The organism is Halosimplex yunnanense (genome assembly GCF_054504345.1).
The window spans coordinates 382,125-402,523 of record NZ_JBTJEL010000033.1 but is presented as its reverse complement, the minus strand read 5'-3'; the positions used below and the strand labels follow the sequence as shown (position 1 = coordinate 402,523).

Genomic DNA, 20,399 nt, shown 5'->3' with positions numbered 1-20,399 from the left:
CGACGAAACCGGCCGTTCCACGGCATTCACGCCCTCGTGCGGTCGCCCATCGTGGGCGTTTTCCGGTCGCTCACCTCGTGTGGTCTCCGCTCCTCGGTTCCCGCGTTCGTCGTCGCTCCGCCGAACAGGGATGCGGGCTACGAACCCAGCGCGGACGCCGGTCGACCACTGACGGTTACCCGCCTGCGGTCCGAGCGACCGGCGGATCGGCCCTCACCTCGCTAGCCAGCTGTCGTGTTAGGCGATTTATTCCGGGAGATCGGGCCGGAAGACGGCGGTTCAGTCGGCGCCGCGAGCGGTTAGTCCGGGTGATCGGGCGCCGTAGTCGCATCATTACAATAGGAAACTGTGGGGTGGATAGGGGTGTGAACGGGTTCGATATCAGACCGCGATCGAGGGGTTCGAATCGTCCTGTCGAGCGGGAGGCCGCTCGCTCGCGCACACCCATACGCGAAACGCGACCGACGGCGTCGCCGGTGGTGCGCTGATGGTTCGAACGCTCCAGCTGGTCACGTCCCGCAGGCCGTTCTTCGAACAGCAAGTGGAGGTGCTCGAACGAAACGGCGTCTCCTGCACGGTCGTTCCGGTGCCCGGCAGCACTCGCGAGCGGTCGTTCGCGGACTACGTCCGCTTCTACGGGCGCGTCCTCGAAGCGACCTCCGGCCCGGACTTCGATCTGGTCCACGCCAACTACGGGCTGACCGCCCCCGCGGCGCTGGCCCAGCCCATCCGACCGGTCGTCCTCTCGCTGTGGGGCTCGGACCTGCTCGGTCGCTACGGCACCGTCAGCGAACAGTGCGCCCGCCTCGCCGACGAGGTCGTCGTCATGTCCGACGAGATGGCGGCCGACCTCGACGGCGACTACACCGTCGTCCCCCACGGGATCGACACCGACCGCTTCTCGCCCGAACCGCAGGACGAGGCGCGTGAGGAGGTCGGCTGGGAGCGCGGGGCGAACCACGTCCTCTTCCCCTACGACCCCTCGCGGGAGGAGAAGAACTACCCGCGGGCCGAGCGCGTCGTCGACCGGGCGCGCGAGGCGGTCGACGGCCCGGTCGAGCTCCACGCGGTGTCGGGCGTTCCCCACGAGCAGGTCCCGACGTACATGAACGCCGCGGACGTGATGATCCTCCCCTCCGAGCGGGAGGGATCGCCGAACGCGGTCAAGGAAGCGCTCTCGTGTAACCTGCCGGTCGTCGGGACGCCTGTCGGCGACGTACCGACGCTGCTCGACGGCGCCGAGTGCTCGCACGTCAGCGACACCGACGAGGGGCTCGCCGACGCGCTCGCCGCCGTACTCGGCTCGACTGACCGGCCGACCGGACGGGAGCGCGCCCGCGAGTTCGGTCTCGACCGGATGGGCGAGGACCTCCTCGGCGTCTACGAGCGGGCCCTCGACAGGGGGGTAGCGGCATGAACACGCACCCGACGACGTGGTTCCGGACGGGGCGGCTCGACGCGGTGATCGCCACCCTCGGCCTCGTCGTCGCGCTCGGCTTACTCCCGCTGGTCTTCCTCTCCTCGGAGGCGTACGTCCGGACGGTCCCCATCGTGCTGGGACTGGGCTGTCTGGTCTACTTGCTGTCCATCCGCGGGGACGTCTCCGCCCATCGGTATCGCTGGACGATCGGCGGGAGCGGCGTCGCCGCGGCCGAGTTGACCGGGATCGGACTGGTCGCCGTCGCGGTCGCCGCGGCTTTCGCCGGGACGCGGACCCTCCGGGTCATCCTGCTGGCCGGCGCCGTCGGCGCGTTCATCCTCCTGCAGATCGCCTTCCTCTCGGAGGACGCCCTCGACGAGCGGCTCGTGCTCGTCCAGATCCTCGCCCACGCGTTCGTGGTCCGGTTCACCGGGCTGTTCACGACCGCCGGGTTCGTCGGCGTCGACAGCTGGGAGCACGTCACCCAGTTCGCGGCGTCGGTTCAGGAGGCGGGATCGCTCGCGCCGCTCGCGGGCGGGAAGTACTACTTCGCCCCGTTTCACCACCTGGTGAACGTCGTCGGTTCCGACCTGCTCGGCGTGTCGCTTCGCCTGAGCCTGTACCTCGTCCTCGGGAGCGTCCTCGTGTTCTCGGTACTGCTGGTGTACGGGACGGCGCGGTACTTCGTGGACGTCCGCTGGGCGCTGTTCGCGACCGGCGCGTTCGCGATGACCGACCAGGCCATCCGCTGGGGGATGCACATCATCCCGACGAGCCTCGGGCTGGTCCTCTTCCTCGGGATCGTCTTCGTCGTGACGCGGCTGCTCCACGCCGAGACGACCCGCGCCGACTGGGCGCTGCTCTACGGGCTCATCGTCGCGATCACGCTCACCCACCAGGTGTCGGCGTTCGTCTCGATGGTCTTCCTGGGTTCGGCCGTCCTCGCGCAACTCCTCGTCAACCACGTCGACTGGGTCACGCCGACCGGCAACTACAGCGGCGGTCTCGGGTCGACCGCGACGGAGGGCGGGGAGTCGGCCGACGCCATCACCGACGGCGCCTCGCGCTCGCTCGCGGACACCGTTCCGCTCCACGGCGCGTTCGCCTTCCACATCCTGTTCACCGGCGCGATCTGGGCGGTCACTCCGTGGAGTACCGGTGAGCGCTTCCTGCCGCGGATGATCGGGCTGGTCTGGTACACGATCCAGACGTCGGCCGGGTTCCTGAACCTCGTCCCGTCGGAGTCCGGAACGGCCGGTGGAGGTGACGGCGGTGCCGCGATGATGGCGCAGGTGGCCAGCTACGTCGACGCGCTCGGCTTCCTCGTGCTCCTGTTCATCGCGATCCTCGGCTGTCTCGCGCTGGTCCGGCGCCACCGCTCGCCGCAGGCGTCGCACACGATCATCATCGCGATCGGCGTGATGCTGTTCTTCTCGCTCGGGCTCCCCCTGTTCGGGATCCGGACGTTCCTGCCCGGGCGCTGGTACGCCTTCGCCTACGCGCTGATGGCGGTCGTCGGCGCCGCGGGGCTCCGTTACATGGGGACGCAGTTCTCGACGCGCGCGGTCGCCGCACTGCTGGTCGTCCTCATGCTCTCGTTCCCGTTCGCGATGGTCGCCGGCAAGAAGGCCACGCTGGACGACCCGACCTTTGACCAGCAGTGGCCCAAGTACTCCTACACGGAGTCGGAGATCGCAGCGATGGGGACCATCGGCGAGACCACGCCCGGGAGCGAGGGCGCGATCCACACGGACCACCCCTATCAGACCGCGTTCAAGAGTAGCGGTGCCTTCTACGCGTTGGCGATAAACCTCACGAGCATCAACGAGGCCGGGCCGCCCCACGACAGGACAGTCTATCGGGACTACCAGTCCACGGGGGCGCCCCAGTTCCTCACTGAACGCGGGGTCGTCCTGACCCAGCACGTGAGCCACGACCAGATCTGCCCGGAGACGAGCACTCGCGCGTACGACAACCAGGAGGCGGAGCTGTGCACCCGACCGGGGGCCTGAACCAATGAGTTACCAGACATCCAACGGACGGTCCGGCGTCGTCGACCTCGTCGCTGTCGTCGCGCTGGTCGTCGTCTTCGACGCCGTCGTCGCACTGTCGATCGACCTGACGCCGCTCCGAGTTGCCCTCGGCCTGCCGGTGGTGCTACTGGCGCCCGGGTGGGCCGTCATCGCGGCGCTGTACCCGCGGGGCGGCGATGGTTCGGACCCGAACCGGACGCGCGCGTCGTCGGCGCCGAGTCGCGGCGCCTCGACCGACCCGATCAGTTCGGTCGTGCGCTTCGCGCTGTCGATCGTCGCGAGCGTCGTCGTCGTCGCCGCGGTCGCGCTGGCCGTCAACGCCAGCCCGTGGGGCATCCGCGCGCTCCCGATGGTGGTCGGCATTACTGTTGCGACGGTCATCGCCGCCGCTGTCGCCAGCTACCGCCGCCGCTCGCTGCCCACGGGGGCGCGGTACAGTCCCGCCGTCCCGTGGCAGCCGGTCGCCAGGGCCGCTCGGCCCCGCCTCTCGGCGACGTTCTTCCTCGGGATCGTCCTCGTCGCCAGCGTTGTCGGCGCGACGGCCGTCCTCGCGACGAGCGACACGGTCAAGGCCGGTACCGACGACCAGTTCACCGAGTTCGCGGCCCTGACTGCCAACGGCTCCGGCGAGTACGTCACTGCCAACTACACGGACACCGTCGACGCCGGCGGCTCGCTGTACTTCGACCTCAGCAACGACGAGGGCGACCGGACCGACTACTCGGTCGTGTTCGTCCGGGAGACCGTCTCCGTAGTGGACAACGAGACGACCGTCCAGTCCGCGACTGAGCGCGACCGCCGCACGATATCGGTCGACGACGGCGCGACCCAGCGCGTCGAGTTCGAACCCGAACCGTCCGCTGAGAACCGAACCGTTCGCCTGCGGGCCTACCTCTACCGCGGTGACGCGCCCGAGGAACCCTCGCCGTCCTCGGCCTACCGGTCCGTGCGGATCTGGTACGACGAGATCCCGATCGAGGCGGGCGACGACGAGACCACGGGCTGACCGGTCGCGGTTCGCTTCTCTTCCGGAACCCGTTCCGTTTTCCGCTCGCGCCGACAGTTCAATCGCCCGTCGCGCCTGCTTCTGCGGGATCGACTACGTCGTCGCTCTCTGGATACACGCCCACGCGGTCACAGCGGTCGTAGAGCGGACAGGCCTCGGGGTCGTCGAGACAGGCGGGCTTGCGCGCCGTGCAGTACTCGCGGCCGAACTGGATCATCGCCGTGTGGCCGAAACCGCACTTCTCGGCGGGGACCTCCCGTTCGAGCGCCTCGCGGACGCCCTCGTGGTCGGCGTCGGGCGGGGCGAGCCCCATCCGGCGGGCGATGCGGTGGACGTGCGTGTCGACTGGAAAGACGCCGCCGCGGCCGCCGGAGAAGAGCAACACGCAGTCGGCGGTCTTCGGGCCGACGCCGTTCATGTCGAGCAGCGTCGACCGGACCTCGTCGGGGTCGCCGGTCTTGACGAACTCGTCGAACCCCTCGGCGCCGCCGTACTCCTCGCAGATCCGCTCGGCGAGCGCGACGATCCGCTCGGATTTCTGGTTGTACAGGCCCGCCGAGGCGATGGTCTCGGCCAGGCGCTGCTGGTCGGCGTCGGCGAGCGACTCGGCCAGATCGGGACCGCCGACTTCCCCGCCGGGGCCGTAGCGCTCCATCAGGGAATCGTGGGCCGGCTGGCTCGCCACGTCGGAGGTGTTCTGGCTGAGGATCGTCCGGACGAGACACTCGAAGCCGTCACGGCCGCCGTAGGCCTTCTGCCAGTACATGTCGCCGAGGCGGTCGACGACGGCCTCGGCGCGGCTGTCGGCCTCGGACGGTTCGAAGGCGGTAGCCTCGCCGCCGCCCGCGGCGCCGCCGCTGATGTTCTCCTCGGGTTCCGGGTCCGCCGTCGCGTCCGCGCCCCCTGCGTCGTCGCTCATACGTGCGCGTCGGGGCCGCGCCACCATAATCGTCCCGCGTCACGCGTTCGCCGGTGTCTCCGATCGACCCGGTCAGGCGGGGTCGACCCGCAGGGTCAGCGTCGCGTCGGCGCCGTCGGCGAGCGCCGCGACGAGGTCGCGGTCGACGTCGGCGGCCGCGCCGTCCGCACCGACCATCACCGTCCGGTCGTCGACGTAGTCGCTCGTCCGGATCACGTGGCTGCGCTCGTTCTCGAAGGAAAAATCGGGGTGGCCGCGACCCGTCACCTCGTGGGTGTGGCCGTCGGCCTCGATGGTCGCCGTGACGGTCGCACCGTGAGCCTGACAGGCTTCGAGGAATGCATCGTCGAAGTCGGCGGGGACGCGGTCGGCTTCGATCGCGAGGATGCAATCGCCGGCGGGCGTGAGGAAGTCGTCGCTCGTGAACTCCAGCGTGCTGACGTGCTCGGCGGTGACGTTCTCGTGGCCGCGTGCGCGGACGACCTCGACGAGTTCGTCACCCGTCTCGTCGCTGTCGGTCGGCCCGTCGACGTCGGCCGCCTGTGTTCCGTCGCTGGCGTAGTCGCTCATGCACGACGGTTCGAGCGCGCGCACTTCAGGGAGTCGGACTCGTCCGCGCGGCCGACCGACTGCGCTCACGCCGAACCCCACCCACTGATCGCGTCACCGACCGCACCCGTCAGTTGTCGGGTGCGGCGACGGTGACCGTGACGTGGCCACAGTCGCACTCGTAGGCGCGGCGCTCGCCGCCGTCGGTGCGGAACACGAGCATACAGGACCCGTCGGTCAGTTCCCGCGAGCAGTTCGCCGCCTCGCATCGGCAGGCTATCTCGCTCAACATACTCGTACTTCGGCCGGGAGACATATGAACCCGAGCCGTACCCTGAGTGAAAGTATAACCGCACGACTGCGGCGGGGTGGTACGCCCCGTCCGGCGGTTCTCTCAGCGGAAGTAGTCCCCGCCGTGACGACGGGGTGACCCTCCGGTCACTGCGGGCCGGGTGGGTCCTCGCCCGTCCGACGTAACTGATATACCACCGGAGAACGCGCACGTTGGTATGCCGAGTGAGTGGAGCGGCGCGGCGGTCGACCCCGGCGGAGGCAAGCCCGAACCCAGGGACTGGGAAGACGTCGACGTCCCGGGGCGGCCGGCCGCGTTCGCCGGTGAGGACCGGGTCGCCTACCGGACCGTCTTCGACGACCCGCGCGACCCCGAGGACGCGTTGGCCCTGCTCGAGCTCCGCGGCCTGTACGCCAACGCCGAGGTCTGGCTGAACGACGAACTCGTCGCCGAGTCCGACGCCGTCTTCGACCCCGTGCAGGTCCCCTTCGAGCCGGAAGAAGAGAACGAACTGGTCGTCGAGTGCTGGGCGCCGGAGGATCGCTTCGGGGGCGTCCACGACACTGACCTGATCCCGCCCGAAGAGTCCGTTCCGGGGATCTGGTGGGACGTCGAGATTACCGGGCAGCCGGACCCGTTCGTCGTGTCCGTGGACCTGACACCGCGCCGGACCGAAGACGGCGCGGCCATCGACGCGGCCGCGGAGGTGTACGCCTCCGAATCGGTCGACGACCGCCTCACGCTGACGACGAAACCCGCGGGCGATCGACGCGGTCGCGGGATGATGGATCGCGCGAACGTGACAGCAGCGGCGGGCGAGCGGGCCGTCGCCGACCACGCGATCGAGGTGCGCGATCCGTCGCTGTGGTGGCCCCGCGGGATGGGTCCCCAGCACCGCTACGAGGTGCGGGCGAAACTCGGCGACGCCGTCCGGACGGCGACGACCGGGATCGCATCTATCGAGGAGACCGACGAGGGCGGTCTGCGCGTCAACGGCGAGGACGTGCCCGTCCGCGGCGTCGCGCTGCGGGACGCCGCGGTCGAGGACGCCGAGCTGGCCGTCGAGGCGAACGCGAATCTCGTCCGTGCGCACGCTCACGCCCTCCCGGAGGCGGTCTACGAGGCCTGTGACGAGGCGGGGCTGCTCGTCTGGCAGGACCTGCCGCTGACCGGCCCCGGCGTGTTCGACATCGCGCGCGGGCAGGACCTGGCCGAACGGTTGGCGCGAACCTACGCGCACCACCCGAGCCTCGCGGCGTTCTCGGTCCACGACGAACCGACCGCGACGTTCGGCGACCGCGTCGGGTCGGGCCTGGTCGACCGACTGCGCTTCCGCTATCGGGTCTGGCGGAGCGATTACGACCGCGGCGCCGCCGAGGAAGTCGCCGAGGCGGTCCCCGACGGGATCGCCGTGTACCCGGTGGTCGGCGAACCGGGTACCGACCCCGACGCCGCAGCGCTGTATCCCGGCTGGGACTACGGAGGCGTCGACGATCTGGAATGGGTCCGCGAACGCTACGACCTTGGCGAGGTCGTCGGCGAGTTCGGAGCGGGCTCGCTTCCCGACGGCGTCGACCCGGCTGACGACGACTTCCAGGCCGCCGGGTTCGACGCGTCGAAGCATCGGGCTGTCGTGGGGAACGACGACGCCGCGGCCTCGCAGGCCTATCAGGCGGAGCTGGTCCGCGGGATCGCCGAGCGGTTGCGGACCGACGGTTCGCCGGTTGTCGTCGCGAACGCGCTCCGGGACGCCGGCGACGCGGGCATGGGCGTCTACGCGCGCGACGGGACGCGGAAAGAGGCCGCGGACAGCCTCGCGGCGGCGTTCGAGCCAGTGCAGGCGTTCCTCGTCGGCGCGTCTGCCGGGGAGTGCGACGTCGTCGTCGCCAACGACGCGCCCGAATCGATCTCGGGCACGGTCGCGTGGACTGCCGGCGACGAGAGCGGGGAAGTCGACGTGACCGTCGACGCCGCCGACCGAACGGTCGCGGAGACGATCTCCGTGCCGTCCGACGCGTCCTCGGTCGACCTGACGCTGACCGTCGGCGACGCGGCCGTCGACAACACGTACCGTTTATAAGCCACTCGCGAACTGTGGTATGGGTTCTCGTGGCGTTCTCGTCGCGTATTCGGGGCCGTGGGGGTGTGTCGGGCGACGCGATTCACCGGAATATTTAAATCAGGGGAAGCGCAACGATGAGATACCAGAACGTCTCCGGCGTTCAGGCTGTATCGCACTTCGACCAGCATGACAGGACACCCTTGTTGTCGGCGTCAGCCACTCCGTAGCGGTGGGCCTGTCTCTCGCCGGAGCGGGTATGGCATAGAGGCACAATTATGGCAGACTCGATAGACGAATCCAAGAACGTATCGGTCACAGACGACGATCTCGAGAACAAGTCCAAGGGCGAGCTCATCAAGCTCGCGGGACAGCTCCGGGATCGACGAAACGAACTCAACCAGATGGCTTCCGAGCGGGCCTCCGAGCGCGACGACCTGAACGCGAAGACTCGCGAGAAGGTCGACGAGGCTCAGGAGCACCGCGAGAAGCGCGACGAGCTCAACCAGCAGGTCCAGGAGCACAAGGAGAAGCGCAACGAGCTCAACGCCGAGGCCAACGAGCTCTTCGACGAGGTCGAGGACCAGCGCGACGAGCTCGAGCTCGACGAGGGCAAGGACATCGAGCAGCTCGAGGACGAGATCGAGGATCTCGAGTTCAAGCAGCAGACGGAGGTCCTCTCGGCCGAGGACGAGCGCGAACTCATCGAGAAGATCGAGGAGAAGCGCGAGAAGCTCGCCGAGAAGAAGGAGAAGCTCAACCAGGGCGGCGACCTCGAGGAGATCAAGGAGGAAGCCGAGGAGATTCGCTCTGAAGCCTCCAAGCACCACCAGAAGGTGACGGAGCTGGCCGACGAGGCTCAGGAGCACCACAACCAGATGATCGAGGCCTACCGCGAGGCGGACGACATCCGCGACGAGGCCGACGAGATGCACGAGAAGTTCGTGGAGGCCCAGGAAGCGGCCGACCAGCACCACGAGGACTTCGTGCGCGTCCAGAAGCGCCTGCGCGAACTGGACAAGAAGGAAGAAGAGGAAGAGCGCGAGGCCCGTCAGGAGAAAGAAGAGGCCGCCCGCGAGGAAGCCGAGGAGATCTACCAGAAGTTCAAGGAAGGCGAGACCCTCGACACCGAGGACCTGATGAAGCTCCAGAAGACCGGCCTGCTGTAATCTGCGACGCTTTCTCTCCGTTTTCCGCGAGCGCGTAGCTGCCGCTGTCGCGTTTCTGGGCCCGGAAATTTTCCGCCCGGCCACCGATCCGCCCCGATTCAGGCCGTCTCGGGGATGGGATCGGCGATGACGACCGCCTCGCCGTCGACGACCGTCTCGTCGTCGCTGTCGGCGACGGTCGTGGTGAGTCGGTAGCGCTCGTCGCCCATCTCCTCGACGACTTCACACTCAGCCGTGACGCGCTCGCCGATGTCGACGGGGCCGAGGTAGCTGACCTCCTGTGAGAGGTAGACGATCAGGCCGGGTAGTCGGGCGAGCGCGGCGCTGAGGACGCCGGCGACGAGCGTCCCGTGGACGATGCGGCGGCCGAAACGGGTGCCCTTCGCGTACTCGTCGTCGAGGTGGAGGCGGTTCGTGTCGCCGCTGGCGTCGGCGAACGCGTCGACCTCGGCCTCGGCCAGGGGCTTCGAGAAGCGTACCACGTCGCCGACGTCAATGTGGTCCTGGTGGCCGACGTACTCGAACTCCCAGCCGGACTTCTCGTAGGCGGTGTCGGCGCGGTCGGTCCGGCGGACGAGATCCTCGTCCGCGGCGGCATCGGGGGCCGGTCGGCGTACGTGCGGGATGTACTGCGAGAGCAGGGCGGCCGTGACGACGCCGACGAGGCGGCCGTCTTCGAGGACGGGCAGGGAACCGATACCGTGGGTTCGCAGCCGCTCGGCGGCCGCGACGATCGACTCGTCCGCGTCGACGGTGTGGACCGGGCTGGACATCACGTCGGCGGCCGTGAGCGTTTCGGGATCCTCGTCGTCGACGAGCAGCGCCACGGCATCGGACTGTGCCACGACGCCGACGACGTCGCCGTCTTCGACGACGACGACCGACTCGACGGCTGGATCGTCGAGCCTGCGCGCGACGGCGAGCGCGCTGGTCTCCGGGTCGACCGTTTCGGCCGTCTCCATGAGTTCCGTGACTGCGGGCGGGCGGAGCATCGTGTCGACTGTTCGAACGGAACTGTCTTGAGCGTAGGGCCGGTCCCGGGTCCACCGCTCTGTCGATCCGACCCGACCAGTCAAGCCCGTCCAGCGCTAACGGCGGGTAATGGGCCGACTGCCCCGGATCGAACCGCCGCCGCGGGTCGTCGACGCCTCACTGCTCGCGGCGGTGGTCGTCCTGCTCGCGACGGGCGCGGTGAGTCTCGTCTCCGGTCGACCCGCCGAGGCATGGATTTTCGACGTTCACGCCGTCGCGGGACTGGCGACCGTGGTTCTGCTGGTGTGGAAACTCCGCCGCGTGCGCCACCGGTTGTCGGCGGACGCGCTGGACGCGACGCGGCTGCTGTCCGCGCTGCTGGGGGTCGTCTCGACGGCCGCGCTGGCGACGGGCATCTGGTGGGTGTTCGGCGGCCGGCTCGGCCTGGGGCCGTGGGGGCTGCTGAACCTCCACATCGGACTGGGGCTGACCGTGCCACTCATGCTGCTGTTTCACCTCCGCCAGCGGTTCGCACTCCCCTCTCGCCAGTCCGTCGCGGACCGGCGGAACGCGCTCCGGTACGCCGCGCTCGTCGGGTCGGGCGCCGTCGTCTGGCGGGCGCAGGAAGCGACGAACGAGATCCTCGAGACCGCGGGCGCCGAGCGACGATTCACCGGCTCTCTCGAGGAGGGGAGCGACGACGGTAACCGCTTCCCCGTCACCTCGTGGGTCGCCGACGACCCGGACCCGGTCGACCGGCGGTCGTGGTCGCTCACGGTGGGCGGACGCGTGGAAGAGTCGCTGGAGCTGTCCGCCGAAGACATGTTCCCCGACGAGACCGACGCCGGAGCAGGGTCCGACCGGACGGAGACGCGTGCGATTCTGGACTGCACCAGCGGCTGGTACTCCGAGCACGACTGGCAGGGCGTCCGGGTCGGTGACCTGCTCGACGCTGCATCCCCCGAATCTGGCGCGGCCTGGGTGCAGTTCCGCTCGGTGACCGGCTACCGCTGGAGCCTACCACTCGACGAGGCGGGGGACGCGCTGCTGGCGACGCACGTCGACGGCCAGCCCCTCGCGCACGGCCACGGCGCCCCGATGCGGCTGGTCGCACCCGGCCGCCGCGGCTTCCAGTGGGTCAAGTGGGTCGAATCGGTTCGCGTGACCCGCCGTCGGGAAGTGGGCGAGTGGGTCGCCGTCTTCGTCAGCGGGATCGACGGCTGAACGACGTCGGGGGAGTACCAGACCCGCTCAGAGCAGCGTCGCGAACGTCCGGAAGTCCGGCGCACGCAGATCCGCGACGCCCGTATCGACGTGGACCGTCTCGAAGCCGTGCTCTCGTGCGCCGTCGATGTCGGGTTCGCGGTCGTCACCGACCATCACGTACGTCTCGGCGTCGACGCGGTCTTTCGCCGCCTCGAAGATGTCCCGGTCGGGTTTCGTCGCCTCGATTTCCGGGTCGTGCGAGGCGACGCGGACATCGAAGTAGTCGAGCAGCCCGACCTCCTCGACCTTGCCGAACTGGACGCGCGGGACCCCGTTGGTCAGGATACCGAGCGTGTGGTCTTCCGCGAGTTGCTCGACGGCCGCCTCGACACCCGGGACCGGTTCGACGGCGTCGAACTCCGCGGCGACGAGCGCGTCCGCGAGCGCTCGGGGATCCGAATCGTCGTCGAAGCGCTCGCAGACGTCGGTGAACGCGCGGTAGTACGGGTCGTCGGCGAACGCGCCGAAGTGGTGGAAGAAGCGCTCGTTGTAGTGGTCCAGCCGGTCGTCGGTGGCCGTCGCGTCCGCCCGGTCGAAGGCGTCTGCGACGATACCAGCGTAGTCGCCCGCCCACCGGACTAGCGTGCCGTCCACGTCGAAGAATATCGCTGCCATACCTGGGTGTCAGCGGAACGGGCCAAAAAGGTGGCCCGGCTGTGGGAAACCGTCGCGCAGCGGGATTACTCGTCGGGGTCGATGGGCTTGCCCTCTTTCGTGGGCGGTGCGACGTGGTCGATGTAGGATTCGGCGTCGGGATCGTTCACGCGCACGCGGACGTGAATCTCCCCGAGTTCGTCCGGCTCGCCGACGGCGAAGTTGACGACCCCCTGAAAGGCGGCCTGTTTCTTCAGGTCGAACGAGAAGGTGTCGCCCTGCAGGTCCTCGAAGAAGGCGCCGCGGGCGGTGTCGAGGATCTCCTGGCGGTGGAGCCGCTCGGAGAACTCCTCCATGTCGTGGGCGGTGGCGACGAGTTCGCCGTGCTGGTGGTCGACGTCGGCGCCGGGGAAGAGGTTCGTCACGGCGTCGGCGACCCTGTCGGTGACCTCGGTGTCGTTGACCGGTGCGGTGATCTGGATATCGACGGAGTAGACTGTGCTCATGGCTGGCTCCTCGGGTTCGGGATCATTGCTCGTCCTCGATGGCTTCGGGGCCGTCGGCGAGCAGGCGCTCGACGGTGGACTGGAACGCCTCAAGGCTGGCGTCGTTCTCGATGGTGAGGTCGGCCATGGCCATCGCCTCGCCCATGCCGAAGCCGAGTTCGCGCTCGTCCCGTTCCTCCATCGACTCGCCGCCCTCCTCGGCAGACGCGTCACGGCCGCGCAGGTCGAGACGCTCGGCGCGGACCTCCTTCGGAGCGTGGACCTCGACGAGCGTGAACTCGTCGCCGAAGGCCTCGACGAAGCGCTCGACTTCGACGTCCGAGCGGATACCGTCGACGACGACGGTGTCGGCGTCCTCGAGGCGGTCCTCGATGAGGGGAAGCGACGCCTGGGCGATGGCGTCGGGGCCGTTCTCCTCGCGGAGCGTCCGCGCCATCTCGCCGTGGTGGGTCGCGGGGTCGAGCCCGCGGTCGCGGCAGGCCTGGCGGATCACGTCGCCCATCGTCACGACGGGGACGCCCGCCTCGCGCGCGACGGCTGCGGCCTCGCTCTTCCCGCTGCCGGGCAGTCCGACGATCCCGATGACTGTCATCGACGGTCCTACTGCCACGCCGCGCATAAGGACTGCGTTGTCGCTTCTCGCGGGACTACTTAAAGCAGCGGGCGTACTCGGCCCAACAGCATTGGCGGTCGGGTGCGTAGACACAGGTGATGGCAACGCACGACGCGCGAACGGAGGGGTCGGAGACGTCGGACGGACCGCTGCGCCGGTCGACGCCCGGCGACCGCCCACCGGGTCCCGACGGAATTCCGCTGGCGGGGAACACCGTCGAGTTCCTCCGGGATCCGCTGGCGTTCTACGATCGTTGCCGCGCGATCGACGACGACGTGGTCAGCTACCGGGTCGCCTGGAGCGACGGCTACATGCTCAAGAACCCGGCAGACGTCGAGCGCGTGCTCGTCACCGACGACGCCGACTTCCGCCGCGCCTCGGTCATCCGGAACGCACTCGGACAGATCGCCGACGGCGGCCTCTTCCTCATGGAGGGCGAGGAGTGGCAGGCCCACCGAGCGGCACTCCAGCCCTCCTTCTACCGCGAGCGCATCGAGACCTACGCCGACATGATGAGTCGCTTCGCGGAGGAGCGCGCCGACGAGTGGGAGGGCCGCGACTCGGTCGTCGTGAACGAGGAGATGCAGACGCTCACTCTCGAAATCCTCGCGAAGACGCTGCTGGACGTGGACATCCGGGGTCGCGAGTCGGCGATTCGCGACGCCGCGGGAGCCATCTCCGACCGGTTCGACGTCGGGTCCGTCTCGTCGCTGCTCCCGCTGTGGGTACCGACGCCGGCCAACCGCCGCTGCCGGCGCGCGGTCGCGGAGTTCGACGACGCCATCGCCGCCATCGTCGACGACCGCCGGGCCAGCGACGGCGAGTTCGACGACCTGCTGTCGATCCTGCTCGACCTCGACGTAGAGGGGGGCGGACTCTCCGAGCAGCAGATCCGCGACCACCTCTTCACCTTCCTGTTCGCCGGCCACGAGACGACCGCGCTGACGCTCGCCTACGCGGTCTATCTGCTCGCCAACAACCCCGAGAAGCAGGCGCGGCTGCACGAGGAACTCGATTCGGTGCTGGGCGACGGGTCCGAAGGGAGCGCTGCCGACGGCCCACGTCCGACCGCCGCGGACCTGTTCGAACTCGAGTACCTCGACCGGGTCGTCGACGAGGCGCTGCGGCTCTACCCGCCGGCCTACACCGTCTTCCGCGAGCCCACGCGCGACGTGGAGATTGGTGGGTACGAGATCCCTGAAGGGTCGACCATTTCGATGCCTCAGTGGGTCGTCCAGCGCGACGAGCGGTGGTACGACGACCCCGACACCTTCCGGCCGGAGCGGTGGACCGACGACTTCCGCGAAGGGTTGCCGGAGTACGCGTACTTCCCGTTCGGCGGCGGGCCGCGTCACTGCATCGGGATGCGGTTCGCGCTCGTCGAGGCGAAGCTCGTGCTAGCGACGCTCGCCCGGCGGTTCGCCTTCGATCCCGTCACCGAACCGCCGCTCGACCTGTCGATGCAGATCACCCTCCAGCCCGAGAACCCGATCGGAGTCGGTGTTCGAGGCCGGTAGGTCCGAAAGAGCCCCCCGCGTCGATCCCTCGAAAAGTGTTTGAGTCGTCGGTGACAAGTCGAGGTATGCTCCGGTACGTGGGGTTGCTGTTGCTGATTCCGTTGTTGGACTCGCTGCTCTTGCTCGTTCTGGTAACCCAGACCCCGATCAATGCCCCCCTGATGGTGCTCATCGTCGTGTTGACCGCCCTCCTCGGAATGTTGCTCGTCCGTGCCGAGGGGCGCCACACTGTCCGAAGGATACAGCAAAAGCTCGCCACCGGCGAACTCCCGACGGACGAACTGCTCGACGGCGCGTTCCTGCTCGTGGCCGGTGCCCTGACGCTCACCCCCGGCCTCGTCACGGACGTGATCGGTATCCTGCTCGTTGTGCCGTTCACCCGTTCGCCCATCCGATGGGTCGTCCGCGAGAAGGTCATCGTCCCCTACATGGACAAGAAAAGCGGCGGGTTCGCCACTGGGAACGTCTACATCGGCGGGTTCCCGTTCGGCGACGCCGGTCCCGGCGCTGGTGGACCGAACGCTGGCGGCCCCGGTGCCGGCAGCCCAGGTCCCGGACAGCCCGGCGACGCTTACGACCTTGACGACGACGCCTACGACATCGACTTCGATGACGACGATAGCGACCGCCGCCCCGGCGTCGAATGACAGACGGGCAGACTCGAACTGTATCGTCCCTGTGGGACGGTACCATAGAACCGCCGGACGGCGTCGGAATCGAGGCCAAAGGGTAACTGTTAAAGTGCCCCGTCCAAAATGAACGGTTGTCGAGGGCCAATAGCTCAGTTAGGTTGAGCGCTCGGCTGATAACCGGGAGGTCCGCGGTTCAAATCCGCGTTGGCCCACTGTTCTATATTACATAACGCACTGGTAGTACTTGGTGTCGAAATCCGTATTTCTCCCCGAGAGGGGCTGTTGCGTTCGGTATTGGCGGACTGGAGTATGTGTTAGCCGTCGACACATATATGTAGTGTAAGGCGGTACCTGCCTGCATGGTTCGAACACGTCGTGCAGTGCTGGGGATGGGCGCCGCAAGCCTCGCGGCACTGGCAGGGTGCAACGGCGGGAGCGGCTCCGACGGCGGAGACGGCAACGGAGACGGAAACGGCGGTGGTGGCGGGAACTCGGGTCCGTTCCCCGACCACACCGACGTCACGGACATCTTCTACGAGAAAGACGAGACGATCGAGATCCCCGCAGGGTCGTTCACCAGCTATTCGATCGACTTCGAGAACGGGGGCGCGCTCAAGTACGACTTCACCGTCACGGACGGGCCGGCGATCGACGTACTGATGATCGGCGACGGGGAATTCGACTACTTCAAGGACGGCCACGAGGTGAACTACAACGCCGCCCACAGCGTTCAGGACGGCTCCGACGGTAGTTCTTCCTCCGGCATCAGCTCCGGGAGCTACCGCCTCATCTTCGACAACTCCGAGATGGGCAAGGCAAAGCCCCCGACGCCCGAGTCCACGCCCGAATCGACTGCCGAGGAGGGAACGGAAGAAACGGCGGACGGGGAGTCGTCCGAAGACTCGTCCGGGGGGTCCTCAGGGGCGGGTGCCGCGACCGTCGAGTTGACGATCACGGCCGGTCAGTAGCGACCGTCCGGCGGCCAGCCCAAATACTCAAAACACTTCACCCCTGAGTGTAAACCGACAACTCATGCCCACAGTCGAAGTCTCACTGCCGGAGGACGTCTTCACGAAACTCGAACGGATAACCGAAGAGGAGTTCGTCAGCCGCGAAGCCGCCGTCGAGGAACTGCTCTCGATGGGGCTGGACGCGTACACGCGCGACACAGAGGAAGAGGTGGCCGAGACCGACATGGCCGACGAGTTCGCCGACGACATGTGGGACACCGCCGAGGATCCCGGCATGCGGCAGGAAGACGACGACTTCTCGTTCTAAACTGCTCAGGCGAGTGGGGCGGTTTCTGTCGGTCTCCCCCTGTCGACCGCGAGAGTAGCAGATGCGCAGCCAGTGCTGAACGACCCCGCCGCCGTCCCGGAAATTCTCTCACTCGTCGCGTCACTTTCGGGCCGTCTTCGAAACCTTCAATTATCCCTGTCCTCAACTCGAAAGTGTAGCAGGCAAGCACGCGAGGGTTGGTGGTCTAGGTTGGTTATGACACCTCCTTGACATGGAGGAGGCCGGCGGTTCAAATCCGCCCCAACCCATCTTCTTTCGTCGCTACGGTACGAGCGGTAGTTATGGTGTTCGGTCGATCGTGACGGTATCAGCTGCGAGTATCCGGTAGCCGACGCGCCTATTCGATACCGGCGTCGGGATCTCGATTGTGAAGCATCGAGAGTATCACGTCCGTGAACCCTTCTGAATCGGCGGCCTCGACGACGTGCGTGTTCGCGTCGTCGCCGGTGACGCCTTCGACGTCGACGCTCGTGTAGCCGCGGGTGAGGCCCTCTCGTTCGTCGACGGCGACCGGGTAGGTTCCGACGAGATCGCGGAGTTCCGGGTACGCGAGCAGCGCGGTCGCCAGCCCGTCGGGCTGGGTGATGCCGTCGATTCCTCCGGGTTCGCCGCGGGTGCGGACGGTCTTGGTCACTTCGAGGAAGAACTCGGCGAGGTCGGTATCGAGTTCGGCGACGGCGTCCAGCGCGGCGGGCGCCAGCGGCGTTCGCAGGCAGAGCCCCCAGTCGACGAGCGTCACCTCGAAGGCGTCGACGACGCGCGCCGCGGCGTCGGGGTCTGCCCAGAAGTTGAACTCGGCGGCCGGCGTCACGTTCCCCTGGCAGTTGACGGCGCCGCCCATCACCCATACCTCGTCGACGAGGTCGGGCAGCGACTCCTCGCGGGCGTGTGCGAGCGCCAAGTTGGTGAGCGGGCCGATACAGAGCAGCGTGATCTCGCCCGGCGACTCGCGGCAGCGCCGGACGATCTCGTCGGGGCCGAACCCCTCGGCGGAGTCGATCCCGGTCTCGGGGTGGAGGTCGCCGCCGAGGCCGCCTTCGCCGTGGATCTCGGTGCTGTGTTCGTGGGACTTCAGGAGCGGGCGGTGGGCGCCCTCGTAGACGGGGATGTCTTCGGCGTCGACGAGCGAGAGCGTGTACTTGGCGTTCTCGACCTCCCGGTCGAACGGGACGTTGCCGGCGACGACCGTGACGGCCTCGACGGCGAGCCGCTCGGTGAGCGCGGCGAGCGCGAGCGCCTGCGTGTCGTCGCCCGCCGTGTCCGTATCGACGATGACGCGTCGCATAGTCGGCGTTCGGGTTCCGGCCATAAGCCCTTGTGGTGCGGGCCGAAGCCGAGAGATTTTCACCCGGGCCGTCGAACAGACGGCCGAGAACTGATGGCAGACGACAGCGACGATCCGACGGTGCCGGTGATCTGCGCGGAGTGCGAGACCGAGACCGAGATCGCCCTCGACGACGTCGCCGAGGCGGTCGAACGACACAACGACCGGCTCCACGACGGCGAACAGGTCGCACAGGTCGACCCCGCCCTCGCGGAGCAGTTGCAGGATCTGGTCGCCGAAGACCTCGGCCTGTTCGACGACTCCACGGAGTACTGAACGGGGAGCGAGACGACTGCGAGACAGCCGCTACAGTAATCCAGCGAAGCGGCGACCGCTCAGAGCACCGTTCCGTGTTTCTTCTCCGGGCGCTCCTTCTCGACGGTCTCGTAGAAGGCGAAGCGCGCGGCGAGTTCGTCGCGAAGCTCCGACGGCGGGACGATCTCGTCGATGACGACCTCGCTGGCCATCCGGTGGACGTCGATGTCCTCCCGGTACTCCTCGCGCAACTCCCGCTCGCGGCGCTCGCGCTCGTCGGGGTCGTCGATCGCGTCCAGCTTGTTCGCATAGACGGCGTTGATGGCCGCTTCGGGACCCATGATGGCGATCTCGCCGGATGGGAGCCCGAGGGTCGACTCGGGGTCGTAGGCGGGGCCGGACATGGCGTAGATGCCGGCGCCGTAGGCCTTCCGGACGATCACGCACTGCTTGGGGACGGTGGCCGCCGAGGTGGCGTAGATCATCTTCTTGCCCGCTTCGAGGATCCCCTCCTTCTCGACGTCCGAGCCGGCCATGAAACCGGGCGTGTCACAGAGATATAGCAGTGGGATCTCGAAGGCGTCGCACTTCCAGACGAACTCCGCGGCCTTGCGCGCGGCGTCGGGGAAGATGGCGCCTGCCCGGTTGGCGGGTTGGTTAGCGACCACGCCGACCGGACGCCCGTCGACGCGGGCGAACCCGGTGAGGATCTCCGCGCCGTATTCGGGCTGGAGCTCGAAGAAGGAGTCGGCGTCGACCACTCGCTCGATGACTCGCTTCATGTCGTAGCCTTTGTTCGGCTCCTGCGGGACGACGCCGTCGATACCTCCGGGAGATTTTGCTGGCGCGCGCCCGTCGGTCTGCGGCGGGCTCTCGTCGCTGTTGTCCGGGAGGTAGGAGATCAACTGCGCGACGAGATCGCGGGCGTGGTGTTCGTCCTCGGCGACCAGGTCCGCCGACCCCGAGTGGCGGGTATGGACGTCGGGGCCGCCGAGGTCGTCGAGGTCGATCCGCTCGCCGGTGACCATCTCGACCATCCGCGGGCTGGCGATGGCCATCGCGGACATGTCCTCGACCATCACCGTGAAGTCGGCGAAGACGGGAGTGTAGGCCGCGCCGGCGATACAGGGGCCGTAGAGGACGCAGATCTGCGGGACCCGCCCGGAGAGCATCGAGTGGTTGTAGTAGTACTTCCCGATCCCCTCGCGGTTGGCGAAGAAGCCGGTCTGCTGGTCGATGCGTCCGCCCGAGGAGTCCATCAGGTAGAGGACGGGGCGGCCGGTCTTCAGCGCGCGCTGTTGCATCCGGAGGAACTTCTCCACGCCGCGCTCGGCCATCGACCCCGCCTTCACGGTGAAGTCGTTGGCCATGAAGTGGAGATCACGGCCTTCGAATTCGGTGGCACCCGTGATCAGCCCGTCCGCGGGCAGTCGGTCGCCGCCGCCCTCGCCGTCTTCTGTACCGTCCGTCTCCGGTGAGTCGGCGTGCCAGGCGTCGAAGTTGGCGAACTTGCCGTCTTCGAAGTGCAGACCCGACGGGTCCTCGTCGTCGCGGGCGGCGCCTTCGTCGTCTCCGGCGGCCTCGTCGCGCTCGCGCTCGCCCGGGACGGGGTCGGTGTCGCCGAACCAGAGTTCGAGGCGGTCGCGGACGAACAGTTTGCCCTGTTCGGCGAGCCGGCGACGGTACTTCTCGGGGCCGCCCGCGCGGATGTCGGCGATCTCCTCGCGGAGCGCCCGCTCGCGAGCCGTCGGCCCGAGATTCTCGTCCGGCGCGGAGGACGACGCTGCACCGCTCTCGGCGTCGCCGTCCAGATCGTGGACGACGGCGGGCTCGTCGGCGTCGCCGACGAACACCTCGACGCGTCCGTCGCTCGGCACGTGGCGCTCCAGCGCGGAGGCGATCGCTTCGGCCTCCTCGACGGTCGCCTCCCCGGCGATTCGAACTCGCATGTCGCTACTGTCGTACGCTAGCGGT

Annotated in this window: 20 protein-coding genes and 2 tRNA genes; 13 read left to right on the top strand and 9 right to left on the bottom strand. The window is 68.2% G+C overall.

The annotated features are described in order from the left end of the window. Positions 1-487 precede the first annotated feature (487 nt). From AB2U09_RS10770 to AB2U09_RS10760, 3 genes are read left to right on the top strand one after another with little or no spacing between them, the layout of a single operon-like run. A complete protein-coding gene (locus AB2U09_RS10770; RefSeq protein WP_459192713.1) occupies positions 488-1,417 on the top strand; it encodes a glycosyltransferase in 930 nt (309 codons plus the stop codon). Next, a complete protein-coding gene (locus AB2U09_RS10765; RefSeq protein ID WP_459192712.1) occupies positions 1,414-3,432 on the top strand; it encodes a hypothetical protein in 2,019 nt (672 codons plus the stop codon). The genes AB2U09_RS10770 and AB2U09_RS10765 overlap by 4 nt, the downstream gene beginning before the upstream one ends. 4 nt (positions 3,433-3,436) lie before the next feature. Further along, a complete protein-coding gene (locus AB2U09_RS10760) occupies positions 3,437-4,459 on the top strand; it encodes a DUF8471 domain-containing protein (RefSeq protein WP_459192711.1) in 1,023 nt (340 codons plus the stop codon). Positions 4,460-4,517: 58 nt separating this feature from the next. On the opposite strand, the gene AB2U09_RS10755 is transcribed toward AB2U09_RS10760, so the two are convergent. The 3 genes from AB2U09_RS10755 to AB2U09_RS10745 all read right to left on the bottom strand — a co-directional run bounded on the left by AB2U09_RS10755 (position 4,518) and on the right by AB2U09_RS10745 (position 6,219). Then, positions 4,518-5,378: an endonuclease III domain-containing protein gene (locus AB2U09_RS10755; protein ID WP_459192710.1), complete on the bottom strand. Its 861-nt coding sequence runs from the start codon at positions 5,376-5,378 to the stop codon at positions 4,518-4,520. A 72-nt stretch (positions 5,379-5,450) separates the two neighbouring features. Then, positions 5,451-5,948 carry a DUF371 domain-containing protein gene (locus AB2U09_RS10750; RefSeq protein WP_459192709.1) on the bottom strand — a complete coding sequence of 166 codons (498 nt, stop codon included), beginning with the start codon at positions 5,946-5,948 and terminating at the stop codon, positions 5,451-5,453. 109 nt (positions 5,949-6,057) lie between these two features. After that, positions 6,058-6,219: a hypothetical protein gene (locus AB2U09_RS10745; protein WP_459192708.1), complete on the bottom strand. Its 162-nt coding sequence runs from the start codon at positions 6,217-6,219 to the stop codon at positions 6,058-6,060. 217 nt (positions 6,220-6,436) lie between these two features. Here AB2U09_RS10745 and AB2U09_RS10740 point away from each other — a divergent pair, with 217 nt between their 5' ends. Both AB2U09_RS10740 and AB2U09_RS10735 read left to right on the top strand, forming a co-directional pair. Next, complete coding sequence (locus AB2U09_RS10740; RefSeq protein ID WP_459192707.1) at positions 6,437-8,299, top strand: glycoside hydrolase family 2 protein; 1,863 nt, start codon at positions 6,437-6,439, stop codon at positions 8,297-8,299. Between the two features lie 257 nt (positions 8,300-8,556). Next, a complete protein-coding gene (locus AB2U09_RS10735; protein ID WP_459192706.1) occupies positions 8,557-9,447 on the top strand; it encodes a coiled-coil protein in 891 nt (296 codons plus the stop codon). Positions 9,448-9,545: 98 nt separating this feature from the next. Here the strand turns inward: AB2U09_RS10735 and AB2U09_RS10730 are convergent, their stop codons facing one another. Further along, entirely contained in the window at positions 9,546-10,439 is an 894-nt protein-coding gene (locus tag AB2U09_RS10730; RefSeq protein ID WP_459192705.1) for a CBS domain-containing protein, read from the bottom strand. A 109-nt stretch (positions 10,440-10,548) separates the two neighbouring features. On the opposite strand from AB2U09_RS10730, the gene AB2U09_RS10725 reads away from it, so the two are divergent. After that, positions 10,549-11,643 carry a molybdopterin-dependent oxidoreductase gene (locus AB2U09_RS10725; protein ID WP_459192704.1) on the top strand — a complete coding sequence of 365 codons (1,095 nt, stop codon included), beginning with the start codon at positions 10,549-10,551 and terminating at the stop codon, positions 11,641-11,643. 27 nt (positions 11,644-11,670) lie between these two features. Here the strand turns inward: AB2U09_RS10725 and AB2U09_RS10720 are convergent, their stop codons facing one another. The 3 genes from AB2U09_RS10720 to AB2U09_RS10710 all read right to left on the bottom strand — a co-directional run bounded on the left by AB2U09_RS10720 (position 11,671) and on the right by AB2U09_RS10710 (position 13,377). After that, positions 11,671-12,300 (bottom strand): HAD family hydrolase, encoded by a 630-nt coding sequence (locus tag AB2U09_RS10720; RefSeq protein ID WP_459192703.1) that lies wholly within the window; start codon positions 12,298-12,300, stop codon positions 11,671-11,673. Positions 12,301-12,365: 65 nt separating this feature from the next. Continuing rightward, the gene (locus AB2U09_RS10715) at positions 12,366-12,785 is read right to left on the bottom strand and encodes an RNA-binding domain-containing protein (RefSeq protein ID WP_459192702.1); all 420 of its coding nucleotides are present in this window, start codon (positions 12,783-12,785) and stop codon (positions 12,366-12,368) included. Between the two features lie 22 nt (positions 12,786-12,807). Further along, a complete protein-coding gene (locus AB2U09_RS10710; protein ID WP_459192701.1) occupies positions 12,808-13,377 on the bottom strand; it encodes an AAA family ATPase in 570 nt (189 codons plus the stop codon). A 119-nt stretch (positions 13,378-13,496) separates the two neighbouring features. Between AB2U09_RS10710 and AB2U09_RS10705 the strand changes: the two genes are divergently transcribed. From AB2U09_RS10705 to AB2U09_RS10680, 6 genes are all read left to right on the top strand, one after another. After that, on the top strand, positions 13,497-14,915 hold the full coding sequence (locus AB2U09_RS10705; protein ID WP_459192700.1) for a cytochrome P450: 1,419 nt from the start codon (positions 13,497-13,499) through the stop codon (positions 14,913-14,915). A 65-nt stretch (positions 14,916-14,980) separates the two neighbouring features. Then, positions 14,981-15,562: an FxsA family protein gene (locus tag AB2U09_RS10700; RefSeq protein ID WP_459192699.1), complete on the top strand. Its 582-nt coding sequence runs from the start codon at positions 14,981-14,983 to the stop codon at positions 15,560-15,562. Between the two features lie 123 nt (positions 15,563-15,685). After that, positions 15,686-15,759 (top strand) — tRNA-Ile (locus AB2U09_RS10695). A gap of 147 nt (positions 15,760-15,906) precedes the next feature. Beyond that, positions 15,907-16,515 (top strand): hypothetical protein, encoded by a 609-nt coding sequence (locus tag AB2U09_RS10690; RefSeq protein WP_459192698.1) that lies wholly within the window; start codon positions 15,907-15,909, stop codon positions 16,513-16,515. A gap of 64 nt (positions 16,516-16,579) precedes the next feature. After that, entirely contained in the window at positions 16,580-16,825 is a 246-nt protein-coding gene (locus tag AB2U09_RS10685) for a DUF7120 family protein (protein WP_459192697.1), read from the top strand. A gap of 194 nt (positions 16,826-17,019) precedes the next feature. Further along, positions 17,020-17,094: transfer RNA gene (locus AB2U09_RS10680), tRNA-Val, on the top strand. A gap of 89 nt (positions 17,095-17,183) precedes the next feature. Here the strand turns inward: AB2U09_RS10680 and AB2U09_RS10675 are convergent. Next, positions 17,184-18,131 carry a nucleoside hydrolase gene (locus AB2U09_RS10675; protein ID WP_459192696.1) on the bottom strand — a complete coding sequence of 316 codons (948 nt, stop codon included), beginning with the start codon at positions 18,129-18,131 and terminating at the stop codon, positions 17,184-17,186. Between the two features lie 93 nt (positions 18,132-18,224). Between AB2U09_RS10675 and AB2U09_RS10670 the strand changes: the two genes are divergently transcribed. Then, positions 18,225-18,446 carry a DUF8149 family protein gene (locus AB2U09_RS10670; protein WP_459192695.1) on the top strand — a complete coding sequence of 74 codons (222 nt, stop codon included), beginning with the start codon at positions 18,225-18,227 and terminating at the stop codon, positions 18,444-18,446. A 59-nt stretch (positions 18,447-18,505) separates the two neighbouring features. On the opposite strand, the gene AB2U09_RS10665 is transcribed toward AB2U09_RS10670, so the two are convergent. Then, on the bottom strand, positions 18,506-20,374 hold the full coding sequence (locus AB2U09_RS10665) for an acyl-CoA carboxylase subunit beta (RefSeq protein WP_459192694.1): 1,869 nt from the start codon (positions 20,372-20,374) through the stop codon (positions 18,506-18,508). Positions 20,375-20,399: the final 25 nt, after the last annotated feature.

What these genes read in the sequence shown, in the direction of transcription:
- AB2U09_RS10745 (WP_459192708.1), bottom strand. Translation starts at nt 6,219, where the DNA reads ATGTTGAGCGAGATAGCCTGCCGATGCGAGGCGGCGAACTGCTCGCGG.
- AB2U09_RS10670 (WP_459192695.1), top strand. Translation starts at nt 18,225, where the DNA reads ATGGCAGACGACAGCGACGATCCGACGGTGCCGGTGATCTGCGCGGAG.
- AB2U09_RS10675 (WP_459192696.1), bottom strand. Translation starts at nt 18,131, where the DNA reads ATGCGACGCGTCATCGTCGATACGGACACGGCGGGCGACGACACGCAG.
- AB2U09_RS10665 (WP_459192694.1), bottom strand. Translation starts at nt 20,374, where the DNA reads ATGCGAGTTCGAATCGCCGGGGAGGCGACCGTCGAGGAGGCCGAAGCG.
- AB2U09_RS10750 (WP_459192709.1), bottom strand. Translation starts at nt 5,948, where the DNA reads ATGAGCGACTACGCCAGCGACGGAACACAGGCGGCCGACGTCGACGGG.
- AB2U09_RS10700 (WP_459192699.1), top strand. Translation starts at nt 14,981, where the DNA reads ATGCTCCGGTACGTGGGGTTGCTGTTGCTGATTCCGTTGTTGGACTCG.
- AB2U09_RS10715 (WP_459192702.1), bottom strand. Translation starts at nt 12,785, where the DNA reads ATGAGCACAGTCTACTCCGTCGATATCCAGATCACCGCACCGGTCAAC.
- AB2U09_RS10725 (WP_459192704.1), top strand. Translation starts at nt 10,549, where the DNA reads ATGGGCCGACTGCCCCGGATCGAACCGCCGCCGCGGGTCGTCGACGCC.
- AB2U09_RS10755 (WP_459192710.1), bottom strand. Translation starts at nt 5,378, where the DNA reads ATGAGCGACGACGCAGGGGGCGCGGACGCGACGGCGGACCCGGAACCC.
- AB2U09_RS10760 (WP_459192711.1), top strand. Translation starts at nt 3,437, where the DNA reads ATGAGTTACCAGACATCCAACGGACGGTCCGGCGTCGTCGACCTCGTC.
- AB2U09_RS10705 (WP_459192700.1), top strand. Translation starts at nt 13,497, where the DNA reads ATGGCAACGCACGACGCGCGAACGGAGGGGTCGGAGACGTCGGACGGA.
- AB2U09_RS10730 (WP_459192705.1), bottom strand. Translation starts at nt 10,439, where the DNA reads ATGCTCCGCCCGCCCGCAGTCACGGAACTCATGGAGACGGCCGAAACG.
- AB2U09_RS10690 (WP_459192698.1), top strand. Translation starts at nt 15,907, where the DNA reads ATGGTTCGAACACGTCGTGCAGTGCTGGGGATGGGCGCCGCAAGCCTC.
- AB2U09_RS10720 (WP_459192703.1), bottom strand. Translation starts at nt 12,300, where the DNA reads ATGGCAGCGATATTCTTCGACGTGGACGGCACGCTAGTCCGGTGGGCG.
- AB2U09_RS10735 (WP_459192706.1), top strand. Translation starts at nt 8,557, where the DNA reads ATGGCAGACTCGATAGACGAATCCAAGAACGTATCGGTCACAGACGAC.
- AB2U09_RS10710 (WP_459192701.1), bottom strand. Translation starts at nt 13,377, where the DNA reads ATGACAGTCATCGGGATCGTCGGACTGCCCGGCAGCGGGAAGAGCGAG.
- AB2U09_RS10740 (WP_459192707.1), top strand. Translation starts at nt 6,437, where the DNA reads ATGCCGAGTGAGTGGAGCGGCGCGGCGGTCGACCCCGGCGGAGGCAAG.
- AB2U09_RS10770 (WP_459192713.1), top strand. Translation starts at nt 488, where the DNA reads ATGGTTCGAACGCTCCAGCTGGTCACGTCCCGCAGGCCGTTCTTCGAA.
- AB2U09_RS10685 (WP_459192697.1), top strand. Translation starts at nt 16,580, where the DNA reads ATGCCCACAGTCGAAGTCTCACTGCCGGAGGACGTCTTCACGAAACTC.
- AB2U09_RS10765 (WP_459192712.1), top strand. Translation starts at nt 1,414, where the DNA reads ATGAACACGCACCCGACGACGTGGTTCCGGACGGGGCGGCTCGACGCG.